At 38.7% G+C, this 19,211-nt stretch carries 21 protein-coding genes; 20 read left to right on the forward strand and 1 reads right to left on the reverse strand.

Annotated features, from left to right (window positions below):
- The first annotated feature begins 287 nt into the window (after positions 1-287).
- The 6 genes from AC5KOD_RS06315 to AC5KOD_RS06340 are packed head-to-tail and all read left to right on the forward strand — an operon-like array spanning position 288 to position 6,255.
- Entirely contained in the window at positions 288-593 is a 306-nt protein-coding gene (locus AC5KOD_RS06315) for a PTS sugar transporter subunit IIB (protein ID WP_496913693.1), read from the forward strand.
- Between the two features lie 6 nt (positions 594-599).
- Positions 600-1,841 carry a PTS sugar transporter subunit IIC gene (locus AC5KOD_RS06320; protein WP_496913722.1) on the forward strand — a complete coding sequence of 414 codons (1,242 nt, stop codon included), beginning with the start codon at positions 600-602 and terminating at the stop codon, positions 1,839-1,841.
- A gap of 20 nt (positions 1,842-1,861) precedes the next feature.
- A complete protein-coding gene (locus AC5KOD_RS06325; RefSeq protein WP_496913694.1) occupies positions 1,862-2,206 on the forward strand; it encodes a PTS sugar transporter subunit IIA in 345 nt (114 codons plus the stop codon).
- 12 nt (positions 2,207-2,218) lie between these two features.
- Entirely contained in the window at positions 2,219-3,664 is a 1,446-nt protein-coding gene (locus AC5KOD_RS06330; RefSeq protein WP_496913695.1) for a glycoside hydrolase family 1 protein, read from the forward strand.
- Positions 3,665-3,707: 43 nt separating this feature from the next.
- Complete coding sequence (locus tag AC5KOD_RS06335) at positions 3,708-5,648, forward strand: BglG family transcription antiterminator (RefSeq protein ID WP_496913696.1); 1,941 nt, start codon at positions 3,708-3,710, stop codon at positions 5,646-5,648.
- Positions 5,641-6,255: a YczE/YyaS/YitT family protein gene (locus AC5KOD_RS06340; protein WP_496913697.1), complete on the forward strand. Its 615-nt coding sequence runs from the start codon at positions 5,641-5,643 to the stop codon at positions 6,253-6,255. The genes AC5KOD_RS06335 and AC5KOD_RS06340 overlap by 8 nt, the downstream gene beginning before the upstream one ends.
- Before the next feature lie 355 nt (positions 6,256-6,610).
- Here AC5KOD_RS06340 and AC5KOD_RS06345 read toward each other — a convergent pair whose 3' ends face one another.
- Entirely contained in the window at positions 6,611-7,570 is a 960-nt protein-coding gene (locus tag AC5KOD_RS06345) for an IS30 family transposase (RefSeq protein WP_496913698.1), read from the reverse strand.
- 67 nt (positions 7,571-7,637) lie between these two features.
- On the opposite strand from AC5KOD_RS06345, the gene AC5KOD_RS06350 reads away from it, so the two are divergent.
- The 14 genes from AC5KOD_RS06350 to AC5KOD_RS06415 all read left to right on the forward strand — a co-directional run bounded on the left by AC5KOD_RS06350 (position 7,638) and on the right by AC5KOD_RS06415 (position 19,198).
- Positions 7,638-7,994: a DapH/DapD/GlmU-related protein gene (locus AC5KOD_RS06350; RefSeq protein WP_496913699.1), complete on the forward strand. Its 357-nt coding sequence runs from the start codon at positions 7,638-7,640 to the stop codon at positions 7,992-7,994.
- A 247-nt stretch (positions 7,995-8,241) separates the two neighbouring features.
- Positions 8,242-8,676 (forward strand): PTS sugar transporter subunit IIA, encoded by a 435-nt coding sequence (locus AC5KOD_RS06355; RefSeq protein WP_496913700.1) that lies wholly within the window; start codon positions 8,242-8,244, stop codon positions 8,674-8,676.
- A complete protein-coding gene (locus tag AC5KOD_RS06360; RefSeq protein ID WP_496913701.1) occupies positions 8,654-9,127 on the forward strand; it encodes a PTS sugar transporter subunit IIB in 474 nt (157 codons plus the stop codon). Before AC5KOD_RS06355 ends, AC5KOD_RS06360 begins: the two co-directional genes overlap by 23 nt.
- The gene (locus AC5KOD_RS06365; protein WP_496913702.1) at positions 9,128-9,907 is read left to right on the forward strand and encodes a PTS mannose/fructose/sorbose/N-acetylgalactosamine transporter subunit IIC; all 780 of its coding nucleotides are present in this window, start codon (positions 9,128-9,130) and stop codon (positions 9,905-9,907) included.
- A complete protein-coding gene (locus tag AC5KOD_RS06370) occupies positions 9,907-10,722 on the forward strand; it encodes a PTS system mannose/fructose/sorbose family transporter subunit IID (protein WP_496913703.1) in 816 nt (271 codons plus the stop codon). Before AC5KOD_RS06365 ends, AC5KOD_RS06370 begins: the two co-directional genes overlap by 1 nt.
- A gap of 7 nt (positions 10,723-10,729) precedes the next feature.
- Positions 10,730-11,782, forward strand: a complete 1,053-nt coding sequence (locus AC5KOD_RS06375; protein WP_496913704.1) for a tyrosine-protein phosphatase — start codon at positions 10,730-10,732, stop codon at positions 11,780-11,782.
- Between the two features lie 99 nt (positions 11,783-11,881).
- The gene (locus AC5KOD_RS06380) at positions 11,882-13,834 is read left to right on the forward strand and encodes a BglG family transcription antiterminator (RefSeq protein WP_496913705.1); all 1,953 of its coding nucleotides are present in this window, start codon (positions 11,882-11,884) and stop codon (positions 13,832-13,834) included.
- A 371-nt stretch (positions 13,835-14,205) separates the two neighbouring features.
- A complete protein-coding gene (locus AC5KOD_RS06385; protein ID WP_496913723.1) occupies positions 14,206-14,832 on the forward strand; it encodes a beta/alpha barrel domain-containing protein in 627 nt (208 codons plus the stop codon).
- Positions 14,833-14,847: 15 nt separating this feature from the next.
- The gene (locus AC5KOD_RS06390) at positions 14,848-15,330 is read left to right on the forward strand and encodes a PTS sugar transporter subunit IIB (protein WP_496913706.1); all 483 of its coding nucleotides are present in this window, start codon (positions 14,848-14,850) and stop codon (positions 15,328-15,330) included.
- Positions 15,331-15,348: 18 nt separating this feature from the next.
- Complete coding sequence (locus AC5KOD_RS06395; protein ID WP_496913707.1) at positions 15,349-16,098, forward strand: PTS mannose/fructose/sorbose/N-acetylgalactosamine transporter subunit IIC; 750 nt, start codon at positions 15,349-15,351, stop codon at positions 16,096-16,098.
- Entirely contained in the window at positions 16,095-16,931 is an 837-nt protein-coding gene (locus tag AC5KOD_RS06400) for a PTS system mannose/fructose/sorbose family transporter subunit IID (protein ID WP_496913708.1), read from the forward strand. The genes AC5KOD_RS06395 and AC5KOD_RS06400 overlap by 4 nt, the downstream gene beginning before the upstream one ends.
- Positions 16,932-16,943: 12 nt before the next feature.
- Positions 16,944-17,876 carry a phosphoglycerate dehydrogenase gene (locus tag AC5KOD_RS06405; RefSeq protein ID WP_496913709.1) on the forward strand — a complete coding sequence of 311 codons (933 nt, stop codon included), beginning with the start codon at positions 16,944-16,946 and terminating at the stop codon, positions 17,874-17,876.
- Between the two features lie 11 nt (positions 17,877-17,887).
- Complete coding sequence (locus AC5KOD_RS06410) at positions 17,888-18,295, forward strand: PTS sugar transporter subunit IIA (RefSeq protein ID WP_496913710.1); 408 nt, start codon at positions 17,888-17,890, stop codon at positions 18,293-18,295.
- 18 nt (positions 18,296-18,313) lie between these two features.
- Complete coding sequence (locus AC5KOD_RS06415; RefSeq protein WP_496913711.1) at positions 18,314-19,198, forward strand: dihydrodipicolinate synthase family protein; 885 nt, start codon at positions 18,314-18,316, stop codon at positions 19,196-19,198.
- The last annotated feature ends 13 nt before the right edge of the window (positions 19,199-19,211 follow it).

Genomic DNA, 19,211 nt, shown 5'->3' on the forward strand with positions numbered 1-19,211 from the left:
AGTAAGCTAGAAAACAAAGAGGATTCTCCTAATAATCTAAAAAATAGAAGACTGAAAATCATTTTTTACGATTTTCGGTCTTCTATTTTAAGGTTCTTCGGACTTACGTCCCAAATTCACTTTTTTATTGAAAACTATCATAAGGAAAAAGGAAAACTTGGAGTGAGTCTAAATTAACATCCATGTTCCTAGAGCAAACTTTCCTAGTGATAGGAAAAAAGTAAAATTGTAAGCGAGACCAACTCTTCCTATAATAAGAGTATGAATAAAAGAAAGTGGTGGAGAAAATGAAAAATATTTTACTTATTTGTGGATCAGGAGCATCTAGTGGGTTTATGGCAGCAGCGATTAGAAAAGCAGCCAAAAAAAGAGGCATTGAGGCAAGTGTTAAGGCAGCTAGTGAGTCTCAGCTAGACGAACGAATCAATGAAATTGATTATTTGTTAATTGGCCCACATTTGTCTTATATGTTGGATGATATCACAGAACAAACCAAAGAGAAAAACGTCAAAGTGGCTGTGATACCACAAACGATTTATGGGACGTTGAATGGTGAAAAAGCGTTAGACCTAATCTTAAGTTTGGAGGGATAAAGAATGATGAATAAAATAATGAATTTTATGACACATTCATTTGCGCCCAAGGTTAACAAAGTGGTTAAGAATCCGTGGATATCTTCTATCCAAGACTCAATTATGGCAGCTTTGCCTTTGGTGTTTGTGGGGTCATTGATTACAGTTGTGTCATTGCTTAAAAACCTGTTTAAAGGGCTACCTGATTTTTCTATGATTAGCAATTTTTCTTTTGGGATGTTTGGGTTAATTGTTGCCTTTCTAATTCCTTATTATTTAATGGAGAAAAAGGGAAATAGCGGGCAAAAATTAATTTCGGGTGCAACTGGGTTAGTTTTGTTCATGATGTTAATCTTCCCAACTGTGACGGCAGAAGGAAATATTACGTTTATTCTGGCTCGTTTTGGGGCAACAGGGATGTTTCTATCAATTATTACAGGCTTGTTTGTTGCCTGCATCATGAATTTTGCAGCAAAGCATTCTTTGTTTGGTGAAGATACGCCGATACCGGATTTTGTTGTTGGTTGGTTTAACAGTTTGTTACCGATTACGCTTATTATGGTCATTGGTTGGTTAATTACAGTGCAATTCAACGTCGATTTCTTTGATATTGTCTTGATTATTTTCAGCCCATTAGCGGCGATTGTGCAATCTTATTTCGGTTTCGTTTTGTCTGTATTTATTCCAGTATTTCTTTATACATTCGGAATTTCTGGGTGGGTGATGATGCCGGTAATTTATCCTGTGTACATGTCTGGTTTGGCTGCCAATGCGGAAGCTATTGCTAATGGTGGAACAGCAATGAATATTGCCACTCAAGAAACTTGTTATGCCTTCTCCTCGATGGGTGGGGTTGGTACGACCTTAGCATTATCCGTTATGATGCTATTTCTTAGTAAATCAGCGCAGTTAAAAGCCATCGGTAAAGCAGTGATTGTACCGTCGATTTTCAATATCAACGAGCCCTTAATGTTTGGTGCTCCGGTGGCGTTTAACCCTTATTTAATGGTGCCAATGTGGATTAATGGCCTATTGGTTCCATCAATTGCCTACGCTGCGATGCAGGTCGGTGTTGTTAATATCCCGTCTCAAACATTTTTATTATGGTACATGCCTTACCCAGTAGCATCTTATTTAGCTACTCAGGATTGGCGGGCGATTATCGTCTGTATTTTAATCTTTATCGTGACATGGTTTGTCTTCTTACCATTCTTTAAAGCGTATGACAACTCATTGTTGAAACAGGAAAAAGAAGAAGCAGCAATTTAACATTATTGGAGGAACTTATTATGGCAAAACAAGAATATATTGAAGAAAATGATCAATTAAACCAATTGTCCATGAACATTTTAGTTCATGCTGGAAATGCTCGAGAGCATTTAGTGCAGTCTTTGGAGTGTTTAGAGTCAGCGGACTTTGAAAAGGCTAAAAGTGAAGTCACTCAAGCTCGCAAGGAAGTGGTTGTTGCCCATGGTTTGCAAACAGACACGCTACAACTAGAGGCTTCGGGGGAGCAAATCCGTTATTCTACCTTGTTCTGCCATGCTCAGGATACATTAATGACCGCCCAGAGTGAAATATTAATCGGTGAGCATTTAATTAAATTATTTGAAAAATTTAGTCAATTAAATTAGGAGGTTTCGAAAATGACAGCAAATTACAAGATGCCTAAGAACTTTTTATGGGGTGGCGCAATCGCCGCCAACCAAGCCGAAGGGGCCTATAAAGTAGATGGAAAAGGGATTAGCTTAGCCGATTTACACAAGTATTATCCAGATAAATCGAATGAAGAAATCAGCGAGATGCAGCATCAAGGAATGTCTGTCGCTGATATCAAGGCCAACTTGGTGGATCAAACAGATTACTATCCTAAACGTCACGGAATTGATTTCTACAACACCTATCCAGAGGATTTAGAGTTATTAGCAGAAATGGGCTTTAAAAATTTTCGGACATCAATCGACTGGACGAGAATTTTTCCGACAGGAGAAGAAAGTGAGCCAAATGAAGCGGGACTGGCTTACTATGACCGGTTAATTGATAAAATTATCGAGCTTGGAATGGAACCGATTATCACTATTTTGCATTATGAAACACCAGTGGAGATTTCACTGAAATATGGTGGCTGGAATAACCGTCATGTCATTGATTTATTCGTGAAATACGGTAAAGTTGTTTTAAATCGTTACCAAAATAAAGTGAAATACTGGATTGCCATTAATCAAATCAACTTGATTCAGTTTGAACCCTTTAATTCTACGGCCGTTCCTTATGATACGGTTGATAATTATGAAGAAGCCAGTTATCAAGCGGTTCATAATCAGTTTGTGGCGAGTGCGGCTTTAGTAAAATATGCCAAAGAAATCAATCCTGAGATGATGATTGGAACGATGGTTGCCGATTGTACGGCTTATCCATACTCATGTAAACCAGCTGATATTTTGCTGGCAATGAAGCGTAATCGCATGGAATACTTTTACACAGATGTGCAATTTAATGGTGAATACCCGCAATACGCTCTAAATTATTTTAAGGAAAATGGGATTGATTTGGCTATTGAGGAAGAGGATTTGAACTTACTAAAAGAGCACACGATGGACTATTTAGCGATTTCGTATTATTATTCGCAAATGGTTGATTCTAGTAAAAATACAATGAATCCTGCTTCGGTGACACCTAATCCGAATTTGACGGTCAATCCATGGGGCTGGGCGGTTGATCCCCAAGGTCTATATAATTCGTTGTCACAGTACTGGGATCGGTATCACAAAGGGATTATTATTGCCGAAAATGGGTTTGGTATGTATGATAAGCTGGAAGATGGAGAAATCCATGATGATTACCGGATTGCTTACTTGTCAGGACATATTGCTGAAATGAAGAAAGCGATGTATGACGGGGTTGACGTAATTGCCTACTGCGCATGGGGGCCAATCGATATCGTTAGTTGTTCATCTGCTCAAATGGAAAAACGGTATGGTTTTGTCTATGTTGATTTAGATAATGAAGGAAATGGCTCTGGAAAGCGTCTTAAGAAAGATAGCTATTATTGGTACAAAAAAGTAATCGCATCAAATGGTGAAGAGCTGTAAGCAACAGTAGAAATTAAGTTGGTTGTGTGGATTCACTAAAAGAATGAATCAGCAACCAACTTTCTTTGTGTTAGGAGCTGTGAATAGGTTGAATGAAAAACAAAAAGAAATTATTGCTCTTTTAACAAAAAATGAAAAACAATGGACGACGTCGAATGAACTGGCCTCTTTTTGTGGATGTACAACTAGGACGATTCGTAACCGCGTCGGAAAAATTAATCAAGAAGCGCCAGGTATGATTTTAACAAGTAATCAAGGCTATCAACTGAATATAAAAGTGCCGACTCCTGTTAATCGAAGTGAGCAAGGGGATCGCAAGTCGCTGATTTTTTTAGAATTACTAAAAAAATCCTCTGAGGGAGTCGATATCTATGAGCTATCTGAGGGCTTATTTATTTCCGAATCGACTCTTAAAAATGATATTCAGCAATTAAAAAAAGAAGTGACAGACAATAATATCCAGATTATTTTTGAGCACAATTTTGTAAAGTTAACGGGATCTGAGCGCTCAAAACGACGGTATTTGATCTCACTTTTATACAATGAAAGTGATATTCAAGAGAAGCTTAAAACGAGTATTCAGCAAATGATTGGCTACATTTCTTTAGAGCAGCTGCAAGCAACAATTAAAAAAGTTTTGGTGTCCCATAGCATTCAAATCAATCAATATTCGTTGAATAATATCGTGCTTCATTATGCGATTAGTATTGAGCGGATTCGTCAGGGGCATGTTATTAAGAAGAATCAAGAGTACCAAAGCTTAAAGGATAAATCAGAGTATTTTATTGCAAAGGAAATCGCAGATTATCTTGCAGAAGAGTACGAAATTAATTTTTCAGAAGCGGAATTAGAACAGCTTTCCTTGTTATTTATTGGCATGCAAAATGAAGCGTCTGCCAATAGTCGAGATCGCAAGCTGACAGAGTTTGTAGATGATAAAATCATTGTGACGCTGAAAGCTATTTTAAAACAAGTAGAAGAAACGTATTTGATTGAGCTGGATGATGAAGAGTTTTTCAATAAGTTGGCTATTCATCTTCAAAGCTTATACTACCGCTCCCACTATGAACGGTTTACTAGAAATAGTAGCTTATTAGACTTGAAAACAGGTTATCCATTGACGTATGATTTATCGGTTTATATTTCTTCTTTGATTCAGGAACAGTTAGGCATTTGGTTTAATGATGATGAAATTTCATTTATTGCGCTACATATCGGCTCTTTCTTGGAGACTCAGAAGAATAGTCAGCCTAAGATTGAGATGCTACTAGTGGTCAATGAGTATCATGATATTAGTCGGAATTTACAAGAAAAGCTTGCGAGTAAATTTAGCGATAGTGTGACGATTGTGGTTTCTAATGAGCCAGAGGATCAACTATATGACATCTTGGTGACGACAGACCGCACCATCGCTTCAGAATACTCGGGCTCAGTTTTCATCCATCCTTTCTTAACCTCAAAGGATTTAAGAAAGGTGGCAAATCGCCTTTATGCCCTAAACTCACAAAAGCAAAAGAAGCAGATGTACCAGTATATCGACCAGTTTATCTCTGAAGAGCTTTATTTTAATCAAATCGATCCGTCTGATTTAGCGGCAGAAGATATTCGCAAGCAAATGAATCAGAAGCTAGTTGATTGTGAGTTTGTGGACACTCATTTTAAGAAAAGTGTTGAAAAGAGGGAGAGTATGTCACCGACAAGTTTTCCATCAGGGATTGCGGTCCCTCACTCCCTTGAGCTTGAGGCGATTAAAAGTGGCATTTCTGTGATGACGTTGCAAGAAAGTATTTTGTGGTCAGATTATCCAGTTAAGCTAGTGGCGTTGATTGCGATTAATAAAAATGAAGCAAAGGAATTTAATGAGTTTTTTGAGAAATTTATTGAAATTGTGTCAGATCCAGTGAATACCAAACAGTTAGGGATGGCAGAAGACTATGATGAGTTTATTTTAAGACTAAAAATGATGGTTGATGCAGATGAGTAAACAATTGTGTTATCGATTGGGGATTGTTTTTTTAGGAACGATCCTAATGGGGATCGGGATTCAGTTGATTGTTATGGCGAATTGCGGAGCGGACTCAGTTAGTACGCTGATTACTGGATTGATGAGGCACACCTTACTACCTTTCAGCAGATGGAGTCAATTAATCAGTTTATCTTTTTTAGTCATTACCTATTGTTACAAGCGCAGTATTCTGGGGATCGGGAGCTTAATTAATAGTTTTTTTGTTGGTGAAACAATTCGTTGGGTTGCGCCATTGATGACTCAATTGAGTTTCTTACAGAATAATATCTGGGTGTCTTTCTGTGGCTTTTGTGTAATGGCGGCTGGAACAGCGTTATATCTGTCTGCCAATCTAGGCTCTGGACCAATGGAGGGCGTCATGATGTCTATCTGTGATTTATGCCATATCTCACTTAAAACAGGTCGAATTGTTTTAGATTTTTCGATTGTTTTTGTTGGCGTGCTTTTGGGTGGTTCAATTGGATTGGGAACTCTTTTTGCTGTTTTTTTATTAGGACCGCTGATTGAATATTTTTTGAAAAAATTAGAAAGAGAGAAATCGGATGCAAAGCTAGCTGGAGAATGAAATGATTGCAAGATAAACTTTCTCATGATGGGATGGATGATAGGCGTCAGAAGGACTTTTTATTTTCTGGAAGTTACATTGATTGAAAACAAGAAGTACGGCATATAAAATCAAGAGTGGAGTAATCGGCTTTAGCGCCATGAAACTCCTTTCAATATTCTAGCTAATGGGCACTAACCGCTATAAAGAGTGTCGAAAGGAGTTTCTTTATTGTTTAATAATAAAGGTTTAACACATAGCGTGCCTAAGGCTAACAAATGTTTATTTTGTTACTATTATTTTTTCCATCGGCATATGATTGCTCTAGACTAACAAAAAAATTTAATGAATGAAGTGTTTTTCATTTTTTGATTTGTCAAATTAAACTAGACAATTGTTTCTCATTTATGTGACTCAAAAATACTTCTAATGGTGTTCGATAATTTAAGGATTTCCTTTGTATGTGGTTTCTTTTGGAGGCGGCTGCCTCAACAAAGGCTTGGTCAACTTGATTGAAATCCATTGTTTTAGGCAACCCACCTTTACGTAATAAACCATTAGAATTCTCATATAACCCTCGTTGTGATTGTGTTCCGGGGGCTGCAAAATAGATAGAAATATCATAGGCATTACTCATGTTTTTCCAATTTGAAAATTCTTTTCCACAATCAAAGGTAATGGATTTGAACAAGTTTTTGGGAATTTTTTGTAGCCAATCAGTTGTCGCTTTTTCAATATCTAGTGCTTTCCGACCTTCTGGTTTTAGTGTAATAATTACTTTTGAAAGGCGCTCAACTAGAGTAATTATGGCGCTTTTATGATGAACGCCAACAATTGTATCACCTTCTAAATGTCCAAATTCCCGTTGAAATTCAGGGTAGTCAATTAGTCGTTCTGAAATGTTACGTTTAAATGCTTGTTTGCCACGACGTTCTTTATGCCCGTTGGGCTTCCGTTTTCCTTTCATTGGTAGTTTTGAGCAATCAAATTGATTCGCTTTGAACTTGCGATAAAGTGTTCTAACAGAGCATGAGATAGGAAGCTCAGCCCGACCAATAATCACATCGGGTGTCCAGCCTTTGGCAACCATGGTTTTCACGTAATCATACTGTTCTGTAGGCAAACTAATAGCTCGTCGACCACAACGTGTTTTATTTTCTTTATATTGTTGGTAATAGTCACGAACAGATTTTCCTTGTTTCAGAAAGTTGTAAACCTTGTAGATAGTCTGCCTAGAACGATTTAAAGTCTTAGAAACCACTGTAACAGGTTGGTGCATGTTGAAATAAGCTTCTATCATCACGAGTTCATTTGGTGTAAGATGAGTATAGGTCATTTGTCTTCACTCCTTATAATTCTTTGGTCGGAACTATTTTGAGTGTAGCACAAATGGCTTATTTTAGTTGTCTAGCTTAATTTTACTATCGGCGAATCGAAATGCCTTTTTGATGGATGGAGGTAAAATTACGATTGGCAAAAATTGTTTAATCGGGCCTAATTGCGGTCTGTATATGGCCAATCATGCGCTAGATCCAATTGAACGTCGAACGGGACTTGAAACAGCTCTGCCGATTGTGCTTGAGGATGATGTGTGGCTAGGTGGTGATGTGACGATTCTACAGGGCGTCACGATTGGCAAAGGGAGTATTATTGGGGCTAAAAGCTTGGTTAGTAAAGATATTCCAGCTAATGTTATTGCAGTGGGGAATCCGTGTAAAGTGTTGCGTGAATTAACCGAGGCAGACAAAATAAACAATTAAGACTAAATCAAGCTTAGATTAAATTCTGGCTTGATTTTTTTGTATACACAAACATCTCAGATGATGGAAAGAGATTGTCTTTTGACTAACTATCACACTTCAATTTCACTAACAGAGTGTTTGAGTAGGAAAAAGAATCATCTCTGTTGTTTATTTTCACTATTAATAGTGAAAAATGTGAGGTGTAACGGCCGTTTATTATAGGATATACTATTTTTGTAGCAAGCAAGTGAAAAGGAGTGACATGATGGAAAAGGAAGTTGCAATTTTATTAATGAGTCATGGTGATTTTGCCAAGGAGGCTCGAAAGAGTGCGGAACTAATCGTAGGCGTTCAACAAAATATTCAAACACTTGGTGTTCATTTGGAGGATGATCTAACCAGTCTGACACAAGAGCTCAAAGAAAAAGTAGCGGAATTAGATACCACACATGGTTTAGTCGTGGTGACAGATATCGTTGGTGGAACCCCAATGAATTTGACTGCAAACTTACTAGACATTGACAATTTATTAATTTCGTCGGGCTTAAACTTACCGTTATTATTGGAATTATACTTAAATCGTCATCAAGATATGGGCACCATAAGAAACTTGATTGAATCGGCTTATCAGTCCGGTCAAACAATTAGAACACAAGCTGATTTTAGAGAGGAAGAGGATGAAGATGATCAAATTTTGTAGAATTGACGACCGCCTAATCCATGGGCAAGTAGTGACAACTTGGGTAAACACTTATAAAATCGAGCAAATTATTATCTTAAATGATAAAATCGCTGGCGATAAAACACAACAAAATATTTTAAAAATGTCGGCACCACAAGGCATTAATGTTCGAGCTTTCGGTGTAAAGAAATTTGCTGAAATTGCGCAAAATAACCCGATCACGCGCCAGACAATGTTACTATTTTCAACGAGTACAGATGTATTGGAATTAGTTGAAAACGGTTTAATGATTGACAGTTTAAATGTCGGTGGGATGAGGTATCAAGAAGGACGCGAACGGTTAACAAGAACCGTTGCGGTTACACCAGATGAAAAAGTAGCCTTCGAAAAATTGCTTGAATTAGGGATTCCGATTGAGATTCAAATGGTGCCTAATGATGAAAAAATTAAACTAAGCGAGGTGCTATAGATGATTTCTGCTTTATTAATTTCAGCTTGGTCAGGTCTTTGTGGAATTGATGACATGTCCACCCAAATGATTCGACGGCCGCTACTAATTGCGCCTCTTGTGGGCTTAATTTTAGGTGATTTGCAAAGTGGTCTATTGATTGGCGCAACATTAGAGGTAATGTGGATGGGAATTGGAAATGTGGGAGCTTACTCGGCACCAGATATTATTTCTGGTACAGCTATTGGAACGGCTCTAGGGATTATGTCTGGTGGTGGCGTTGCAACGGCAGTCGCGCTAGCTGTTCCAACCTCACTACTCGCTCAGCAATTATTAATTTTATACCGCTCAAGTATTGTGATGTTAAACCCAATTGCCAAACGTTGGGCAAAGACTGGGGATTTCAGTAAAACATTTAAAATTAACTTTATTCCGATGATTTTTGTTTTCTTAATTCGTGCTCTACCAACTTTCCTAGCTGTTTACTTTGGCGCAGAGGCGATTGAAAAGGTAGTGGCGGCTTTACCAGAAGGCATTATGAATGGATTATCTGTTGCAGGGAAAATTATTCCTGCTGTGGGGATTGCTTTGTTAATGCAAATGATGATTAAAAAAGGGGAGATGTGGGTCTTTCTATTAATGGGCTTCACATTAACGGTATATCTAGATTTATCTGTGTTACCAATTACGCTGATCGCCTTACCATTTGCGCTAATTTATGACTTGGCATCAAGTAACAAAGTGGCTGCTGCTCCAGCTGGGGTAGTGGAAGATGAAGAAGATGGAGGCTATGATCTGTAATGGAAACGACTAAACAATTAACTAAAAAGGATTTGAATCGTGTCTTTTGGCGAATGCAGGTCCTAAATATTACGAATAATTTTGAATCGATGCAGGCGATAGGCTTTTTATCAAGTTTCACACCAGTTTTGGAACGACTTTATGCAGATAGGCCCCAAGAAGAACGGGTCAATGCGATGGAACGCCATCTACAATTTTTTAATAGTCATGTTAATGCAGATGCATTGATTTTAGGGATTACTGCTGCGATTGAAGAAACAACCACGGAAGAGGAGAAAGAGGCAGTTGTTTCAATTAAGACGGGCTTAATGGGACCTCTTGCAGGAATTGGCGATAGTTTGCTGAAATTTACTTGGTTACCAATTTGTGGGAGTATTGGCGCTTCTCTAGCCTTAACAGGTAATCTAATTGGACCACTTTTGATGTTTGTGCTTTATAACGTTGTCAATGTAGCTAGTAAATATTACGGTATTCATTGGGGTTATAAAAAAGGCTTAGAGGTTATTAATAGTGATACGGGTACGGATATTATGCAGCGTGTATCCAATATGGCGAATGTTGTGGGCTTAATGGTCATTGGTTCGTTGATTGCGTCTGTTGTTAAAGTCAATTTAGTGGCAGAATTTTCAGCGGGAGAAAATACCATCTTGTTACAAGAGATGCTAGATAAAGTGATGCCGGGCTTATTATCTCTATTAGTCACATTAGGCGTTTATAAACTACTTAAAAAGACACAGGGAAAACATGCGGCACTAATTATTTTAGCGATTATGGCAGTGTCAATTGTGTTGACAGTCGTGAAGGTAATTGGCTAAAGAGGGGATGGCAGATGTGGATAATCGATTTTCAGTAATAGAAAGTACACCGGGAGTTTATGACTTTACAACACCAGCAACAACCGTCGGCGCGACTAAAATCTATGTAACGCTTGTCCCTATGAAAGACGCCCAAGATAAAAAATTACTAGTGGAAACTTCGGCGAAACAGGTTACAATTAAAGAAGAATTTGCGAACCGACCTTATTTCATCATAGAAACGGCTGATGAGCACTATTTAATTGGCACTCGCAATATTCCTATTGATGGCATGAACAATTTTCGTGATATGGGAGGCTATGTGGCTGGCGATAAGCATGTTAAGTGGGGCGTTCTTTACCGCTCTGATCAACCGGGAAATGCGACGATAGAGGGATTGGCTTATCTAAATAGCTTGGGAATTCGCACAATCATTGATTACCGTAGCTCCGATGAAATTAGTAAGTATCCTAATCCAGATTTTCCAACAGAAACAACTACGTATCACTTGGACCCAAATGCTCATGCGGCTGAGTTATCTGCTCAGTTTCAATCCTCAAAAGAAGAGGAAGATGCTAACCTAATTGCGAGCATTATTGAGCAGCAGGAGAAAGGTGCGTTGGTCAATCGTTATGATATTGTCATGGAACAATACAAAAGCTTCGCTACGAAAGAGCAGTCAAAGCAAGCCTTTGGTGGGATGCTAAAGGCGATTGCTAAAAGCGAGGCACTAGCAGTCGATCAGCATTGTCGTGGTGGGAAAGATCGAACGGGGTTTGGCGCAATGTTAGTTTTGGGAATCTTGGGTGTTTCCAAGGAAGATATCGTAGCTGACTATATGTTGACCTACAGTAATCGACTTGAACGTAACGAGGTTAAAATGGCCGGTTACCGAAAGATGACGCAAGATGAATCAGTGCTTAATTATTTGTATTCATTAATAGAAACACGTCCAGAATTTATTGAGGCCTCTTATGATGGCATCATCACGAGCTATGGAACGATTGAAGGATATGTAAAAACGGAATTAGGCGTTACAGCTGAAGAGATTGAGACAATCAGAAGTCTTTATCTAGAATAAATCAACAAGTGAAAGCAGGTGAGGATGAAGCATAAATTTTGCTTCATCCTCTAAATGTCTCATTATTTTAGTGGGAAAATAACAAGGAAGGGAGTGAGCATGATGGACATGAAATTTGATCAACTAAGTCGATTTTTTGAAGGGAACTCGCGCTATAAAGCGTTATTTTTGATTTTGTTGCGGGCAGAAACAGAGTTGACGAGCGATTTTTTAGCAGAAGAGCTTGATGTCACTTCGCGGACGATCAAGTCTGATTTTAAATTGATGAGACCTGCCTTGGTTGAGCAGGGGATTTACTTAGAGTCAAAGCGAGGAACGGGTTACGCCTTGTCTTATCAGAGAGATGGCTTGTTAAATGAATTAAAGAGTTATTTTCAGTTGTATCAACCGCGAAAGCTTGATACGGAAACTGATTTGCGGGTTAATTATGTTATCAAGCGTTTGTTAACGTCTGAAAAGCCACTAAAACTTGAGGATTTGGCTCAGGAATTATTTTTATCTGCCACGGATGCGCTAATGAATGAAGTAAAATTAGCGGAGGCGTTTTTGGCGTTGTATCAATTAGAATTGGTGAGGCATCGGCAACAGGGGTTAACCATTGAGGGCACATCTTTTGCAAAAGTTATGTGTGCGATTAGGTTGTGTCGTTATTTTAATGAAGGTTCCCCACAGATTTATCATGTCCCTGCTTTTGATGCGTTGTTTGCCTCGGATCAGCAGACTGTTGCTAGGATTCGCGATATTTTATTGAATACCCTTATTCCTCTTGATTTGGTTTTCTCTGATTTATATGTGGAACGGTATATGCTATTGCTGTTATTTTTTAATAACCAATTAATGACTGGTGGGAGTGAGTCAATTGGCTTGCCACAGATTGACTTTGAGTTTCATGAGACGCTGGAGTACCGATTTGTAGATGAGCTGATTCATAAGCTACGAAATCAATTATTAGGCTTTGATTTTAATGCTCAAACGAAGGATGTTTTGACTCTGGTTGCGATTATGAGTATTGATTTGTACCGATTTAAGGATTGTAGTCGCGAGCGCTATGGGGTGTTGATTGAACTAGCTGAGGATACACGAAACTATCTGTTAAATTTTTTCTCAAATGCCTTAGGTGTCAATTTCTTTGATGATTTTACGGTTATGAAGGACTTGCTTAAGATCATGATTCCCATTAGTTTGAAGTTGAAGCTAGGTCTATCTGATGATATTGATTTTGGGTTTCATGATTATGAAGAGGGCATGAAGAAGCGGCCGATTGCTTATTTTTATACTCAATTATGTGCCAAAGAATTTCAGCAGCGTTATGGTTACCACTTATCAGTTCGGGAAGAATATCTCGTGTTTGAGATCATTTTAGGCTCGATTAATCGAATTAAGTTGGCGCCTAAAAAGCTTAAACTGGCGATTATTGCGCTAGATGGCCGCTTGGCTACACAGCAGTTGAAGTTTAATTTGCAATCTCACTTTGCGGAATATATTGATCGGATTGATACGAAGGTTTTATCTGAATTAGAAATTATGGGCAAGCATGATTATGATTATTATCTGTGTATTGAATATGGGAAAAATCTTGGGATTAGTTATCAACCAATTTATTATGCCGATGAAACCTTAAGTGAGACGGAGTATGTGTCGTCGCTAAAGAACATTTTTATGACGGCTTATGATTATGAGGTCCGGCTACCGCCTTTGGAGATTATTAAAGTAAATAATCAGCTTTACTTAGAGGATTTCCCAGTAGCGGACTATGCGTTAAGACCTTTGGAGGACTATCATTATTTGCGGGTAGGACAACAGGGAGTGGTGTCAGTCTATTTTTCCTTTAATCAGGGGATGGAAAAAATCAAGGTATTGCGTTACGAGAGTTCAGAGAAAGTTGCTTTGAATGGAGAGCAGCTAGTCGTAATTGCGGATGTCTCGGTGATTGATGATGGGAAAAAATTGAAAATGTTTATGACGTTGATTGATAAAATTGCTGAAAAGCCTTATGCGTTGTTAGACGATAATAAAAGCTTGCAGGAGATTTATACGGAGCTGTTGATCTAGTTGTGAGCAGGAGTTTAGTGAGTGAGAGTCTATTTTTATTTCTCTCACTCTTATTGTGAGGTGAGATATAGCAAAATAACTTGTGCTCTAATTCTCTTTTTGTTTTAATGAGGAGAGAAAGGCGGTTTTTACGTGGATTAGTATTAAGTATGTTATCCAGAAGGTGAAATTAAGTTAATTTTAAGAGGTCTAAAAGTCTTTTCCTTATATGAAGAGGCTTTTTTTGTGTGTTATTAAGCTAATGTAAAAGGATCTTTTCACAAACTCAATATGGTCCCCGATAACAAAAAAAGTGCTTTTTTTTTGTTATCGGGGACCATATCATTTTTTATTTTCTTAGACTAAAATTGGCATTAGGAGGCGAGGAAATGATAAAAAAAGCAATGACGACTAAATTATTATCTGATGTTGGAGCACTAGCAATTGTCAGAACACCGTCAATTGAACGTGCAACAGAAATAGCTGAGGGCTTGATTGAAGGGGGCATCCCGATTATGGAAATGAGCTTCACCTTGGCAAATGCAGGAGACATAATTGAGCAGCTAAAAGAACGATTTGGTGAGACGCTATGTGTAGGGGCAGGGACGGTATTGGATTCAGAAACAGCTAGATATGCCAGTTTAAAGGGAGCCGATTTTATTATCGCGCCAAATTTTGATCATGGTGTTTCGCAAATCTGTAATCGCTATCAACTTCCCTATGCGCCAGGCTGTACGAGTTTTTCTGAAGCCGTTGAGGGACTGTCAGAGGGAGCGGCATTTATTAAGGCTTTTCCGATCTCTGATTTCTATGGCAGTCAGTTGGTGAAGGTGTTTAAAACCCCTTTTCCAGAGATGCCGATACTGGCAAGTGGTGGTATCACTTTAGAGAATTTAGAAGAGTGGCTACAAAAAGGAGTGGATGTCTGTGGCTTTGGGTCGTTATTGACACAAGGAACTAAAGATGAGATTGCGAGTAACGCGAAAAAAATTAGAGAAATAATAAAAAAAGAGAGATAGAAGGAAGGGTTCCCAATGAGTATTGTTTTAACTAGAGTAGATTTTCGCTTGATTCATGGACAAGTGATTACCCGTTGGCTTAAGCAATGTGATGTAAATGAGATTGTGACCATTGATACGGCATTGAGTAAGGATACATTTATGCAAGATGTTTTTAAAATGGCTGCACCGAAGGGCGTTAAAATAAGTGTTTTATCGTCTGATGAGGCGGTGGCCTCTCAGCAAGCAGGAGGCTTTGATAAGAAGAGGGTTATGATTCTCTTTAAAAGTGTGAAAGAACTGAGTGAAACAGTCAGTAAAGGTTTGAAGTTAGATGAGGTACAGATAGGTGGTTTAGGAGGTGGTCCGGGACGAAAAGCGGTAAATAATGCCATCACTTTGGATCGAACAGATGCTGATTTATTGTTGGCGTTGGAGGAAAAGGGACTGACAATCTATTTTCAGACAACCCCAGACTATCCTTCTGAGACCTTAAAAAATGCCGTAGCAAAATTATAATAAGAAAAGGAGATTGTTATGATAGTAAAAGCAGCGTTAGTAGGGTTAATTTATTGGATTGCCATGGGGAGAGCACAATACTTTTTCTCATTTGCCTTTAGAAAACCGGTTGTGTTGGGTGTTTTTATTGGCTTAGTTTTTGGCGATGTGCAGCAGGGTCTATTGTACGGGGCAACTATTCAGTTGATTTATATGGGAGGAATCGAAGCAGGAGGGAATATTCCGAGTGATCAGGCCTTAGCCGCTTGTATCGCAATTCCAGCCGCGATGTTGAGTAATTTGGATGCCAATGCCGCTGTGGCTCTGGCTGTTCCCTTTGGTGTTTTAGGTGTATTGATTAATAATTTGAGACGGACATTTAACTCATTTTATAATACGCGAGCAGATAAACTGGTTGAGGAGGGGAAATACGATCAACTTTCTCTTTTCTCTTTCTTAATTCCTTGGTTGACGAATGGTGTCTTGTATTTTACACCTGTGTTTATCGCGACTCTATTTGGCGCAAATGTGGTCAAAGCGTTTATTACTATTATTCCTGAATGGTTGATGAATGGTTTATCGAATGCTGGGGCCATGTTGCCTGCTTTAGGGTTTGCCTTAACTTTAGTTGTCATGGGTAAAAAGCAATACTTACCTTTTTTCATTTTAGGTTTCTTCATGTATTCAGTGATGGGCTTCTCTATGCTAACAGGTGCTGTCTTTGCAATCTGTCTGGCGATGATCAGCTCACTATTTAAACAAAATTCTGATGAGGAGGAGTACGCATGAGTGAAATGAATGTAGTCTCAGATAAAAAAATTACTAAAATAGATTTACTGAAGGCTTGGTGGAAGTGGTGTTTAGCGGTAGAAGTTCCTGTTAGCTTTGACCGAATGCAGGCGTTAGCTTTTAGTTATTCAATCAACAAAATTTTGAGAAAAGTTTACAAGGATGATCCAGAAGAGTTGCAAGAAGCAATGAAACGTCATGTTCAAATGTTTAATACGAATGCGGACTGGGGAAGTGTGATTCACGGTATCATCATTTCGCTAGAGGAACAGCGGGCAATGGGAAATAAAGAAATTACCCCCGAAGTGATGGAGTCATTGAAAATCGGTTTGATGGGGCCTTTGGCTGGAATTGGCGATAGTGTGGATCAAGGGATTGTTGCGACGATACCTCTAGCAATCTTTGTTCCGATGGCGCTAGATGGTTCTGTGATTGCGGCCTTTATACCGGCTTTAATTTATTTGGTCTGGGCGTATGGTTGGTCGTGGTTCTTATTTAATAAAGGGTATGCTCTTGGGAAAAATTCGGTGATGACGATTCTTCAATCGGGAGCTATAAAAAAAGTGATAGACATTGCGAGTATTGTGGGCTTATTTATGATTGGCTGTTTATCTGCGGCCTATGTTAAATTTTCGACAGTTCTTGAGTTTACTAACGATGCGGGGAAAGTGTCTCTACAGGAAATCCTCGATGGCATGCTACCTAATTTATTGCCGTTTTGTCTGGTTATGGCGATGTATCTTTTCATCATTAAAAAAGGTCCGAAGTATTTGAATATTATTTTAGTGACGATGGCTTTTGCGATTTTACTGACATTCTTTGGTATTATTTAAAGGAGGAATTCGATGAAGGTACTGATTACACCACGAGGGTTTGCGTCTTATGGTCAGGCATATATTGAGCAGATGCGAGCTCGTGGTTTAGAGGTTCATTATAATGACACTGGCGTCGCGTATACACCAGAGGAGTTTTTAGCGTTGTCTGAGTCTGCTGAGGCAATTATAGTGGGAGTAGATATAATTGATCGAGAGTTTATTGATCATTGTCCTAATTTGCGAGTGATTTGTAAATTTGGCGTAGGCACGGATAATATCGATACGGCATATGCAGAGAGCAAAGGGATTTTTGTTGGCAGAACACTTGGATCTAATTCAAATGCTGTGGCAGAACATATTATGAGTTTTATTTACTGTGAAGCAAAAAATATCTGGCCAATAGTAAAACGAGTGAAGCAAGGAGAATGGGAAAAACCGACGGGGAGTGAAGTGAACGGGAAAATTTTAGGAATTGTAGGTTTTGGAGCAATTGGCAAGTACCTTGCCAAACAAGCAGTAGGTGTGGGGATGACTGTGCTAGTGAATGATGTTTTCGATCTTTCAACGGAAGTATTAGACGAGTACAACGTTGAGCAGATTGACTTTGATCACCTTCTAGAACAGGCTGACTACCTCTCTCTACACCTACCACTTCTTAATGATACCAAAAATCTAATCTCAACGGAAGAATTAAAAAAAATGAAACGATCAGCTTGTTTATTAAATGCAGCACGGGGTGGGATTGTTGATGAACAGGCGCTGTACGAGGCTTTGGTTAGTGGCGAGATTAGAAGTGCTTGTTTTGATGTCTTTAGTGAAGAGCCTCCAGCAAAATCCGCTCCATTACTAGAACTGGACAATTTTTTACTAACCTCGCATACTGCGGCTCGCACAGTTGAATCTGAAAGAAGAACGTGTGAAATTTCAAGTCAAATTATTATGAAACAATTACTGGATTTATAGGAGAGCTTATTATGACAAATTTAACTATTATTGTTGCCACTCATGGCAAGTTTGGTGAGGAGCTTGTGGCTTCGGCCGAGATGATTTTGGGAAAGGTAGATCGCGTGTATAATCTGTCATTACTTCCTGAGGAATCCTTCGAAGACTTTTACGAGCAAACGTGTGACCTTTTTTCAACAATCGAGGGCCCAACGATTGCGTTAGTCGATTTATTTGGAGGAACCCCTTGCAATGTTTTGACGGCCTTGACGAAACAGTATGACCATAAAGTAATCAGTGGGTTAAATCTTTCGATGTTTATTGAGCTTTACATGAAGGGACTGGCGGCAAAAGAGATTGATCTTGATCTAATCATTAAAGAGAGTTTTCCTTTTTTTACAGGTAGCATTGTATTAACTAATGAGCAATTGGAAGGATAAGTGAGAGGAGTGTATCAGATGTTTGAAGGAATTATTACCCCAATCGTCACCCCTTTTCACCGGGATGAGGCGGAGTCGCTAAACATAGATGCAATGAAAGTGTTAGTTGATCACTTGATTAATAAAGGAGTTGCTGGGATCTTTCCTCTGGGAAGTAACGGTGAATTTCATGTTTTAAGAAATGAAGAACAACAAGAATTTGCCAAAGAAGTGATTCAGCATGTTAATAAACGAGTACCAGTCTATGTGGGGACGGGGAATTGCTCGACGGAACAAGGGATTACTTTAGCCAAGGAGGCGGAAAAGCTAGGAGCGGATGCCTTATCGGTCATTACGCCTTATTTTATGAGAGTCTCAGATGATGAATTAATTGCTCATTACACACAAATTGCTAATAGTGTGACGTTGCCAATTATTTTGTATAATATTCCCAAAAATACAGGAATTAATATTTCAAAAGAAGTGTTAAAACAGTTATCTAAGATAGACAATATTCGTGGGATTAAGGATAGTAGTGGGGACCTTGATAACTTGAAAGGTTATATAGAGGTTAGTAAAGGCACACAAATCAACGTGTTAGTTGGATCGGATTCTAAGATTCTTCAAGGCTATCAACTAGGTGCCACAGGGGCCATTGCTGGCACAAGTAATCTAATTACAGAGACCTTAGTGAATTTAGATCATAGTTATCGTGCGGGAGATATGGTTGAGGCAGAAAAGTGTCAAAAGGCCATTGAAAAGCTAAGAAGTGCTTTACCCTTAGGTTCTGTCCCAGCTATTTTAAAACGAGCCATTGAAATGGCTGGAATCGCCGAAGTTGGGCCTGCTCGAAAACCTGTGAAGGAAACTGATAGTCAGACAGATCAACAAATAAAAGAGATGTTAGCTTATTATCGTCTTTGATTAAGACGTCGCG

It is taken from the genome of Vagococcus sp. WN80Y, from assembly GCF_059621045.1.

Bases quoted from the DNA above. Each gene is read 5' to 3' on its own strand.
- AC5KOD_RS06315 (WP_496913693.1), top strand. From the start codon at position 288: ATGAAAAATATTTTACTTATTTGTGGATCAGGAGCATCTAGTGGGTTT.
- AC5KOD_RS06320 (WP_496913722.1), top strand. From the start codon at position 600: ATGAATAAAATAATGAATTTTATGACACATTCATTTGCGCCCAAGGTT.
- AC5KOD_RS06325 (WP_496913694.1), top strand. From the start codon at position 1,862: ATGGCAAAACAAGAATATATTGAAGAAAATGATCAATTAAACCAATTG.
- AC5KOD_RS06330 (WP_496913695.1), top strand. From the start codon at position 2,219: ATGACAGCAAATTACAAGATGCCTAAGAACTTTTTATGGGGTGGCGCA.
- AC5KOD_RS06335 (WP_496913696.1), top strand. From the start codon at position 3,708: ATGAATCAGCAACCAACTTTCTTTGTGTTAGGAGCTGTGAATAGGTTG.
- AC5KOD_RS06340 (WP_496913697.1), top strand. From the start codon at position 5,641: ATGAGTAAACAATTGTGTTATCGATTGGGGATTGTTTTTTTAGGAACG.
- AC5KOD_RS06345 (WP_496913698.1), bottom strand. From the start codon at position 7,570: ATGACCTATACTCATCTTACACCAAATGAACTCGTGATGATAGAAGCT.
- AC5KOD_RS06355 (WP_496913700.1), top strand. From the start codon at position 8,242: ATGGAAAAGGAAGTTGCAATTTTATTAATGAGTCATGGTGATTTTGCC.
- AC5KOD_RS06360 (WP_496913701.1), top strand. From the start codon at position 8,654: ATGAAGATGATCAAATTTTGTAGAATTGACGACCGCCTAATCCATGGG.
- AC5KOD_RS06365 (WP_496913702.1), top strand. From the start codon at position 9,128: ATGATTTCTGCTTTATTAATTTCAGCTTGGTCAGGTCTTTGTGGAATT.
- AC5KOD_RS06370 (WP_496913703.1), top strand. From the start codon at position 9,907: ATGGAAACGACTAAACAATTAACTAAAAAGGATTTGAATCGTGTCTTT.
- AC5KOD_RS06375 (WP_496913704.1), top strand. From the start codon at position 10,730: ATGGCAGATGTGGATAATCGATTTTCAGTAATAGAAAGTACACCGGGA.
- AC5KOD_RS06380 (WP_496913705.1), top strand. From the start codon at position 11,882: ATGATGGACATGAAATTTGATCAACTAAGTCGATTTTTTGAAGGGAAC.
- AC5KOD_RS06390 (WP_496913706.1), top strand. From the start codon at position 14,848: ATGAGTATTGTTTTAACTAGAGTAGATTTTCGCTTGATTCATGGACAA.
- AC5KOD_RS06395 (WP_496913707.1), top strand. From the start codon at position 15,349: ATGATAGTAAAAGCAGCGTTAGTAGGGTTAATTTATTGGATTGCCATG.
- AC5KOD_RS06400 (WP_496913708.1), top strand. From the start codon at position 16,095: ATGAGTGAAATGAATGTAGTCTCAGATAAAAAAATTACTAAAATAGAT.
- AC5KOD_RS06405 (WP_496913709.1), top strand. From the start codon at position 16,944: ATGAAGGTACTGATTACACCACGAGGGTTTGCGTCTTATGGTCAGGCA.
- AC5KOD_RS06410 (WP_496913710.1), top strand. From the start codon at position 17,888: ATGACAAATTTAACTATTATTGTTGCCACTCATGGCAAGTTTGGTGAG.
- AC5KOD_RS06415 (WP_496913711.1), top strand. From the start codon at position 18,314: ATGTTTGAAGGAATTATTACCCCAATCGTCACCCCTTTTCACCGGGAT.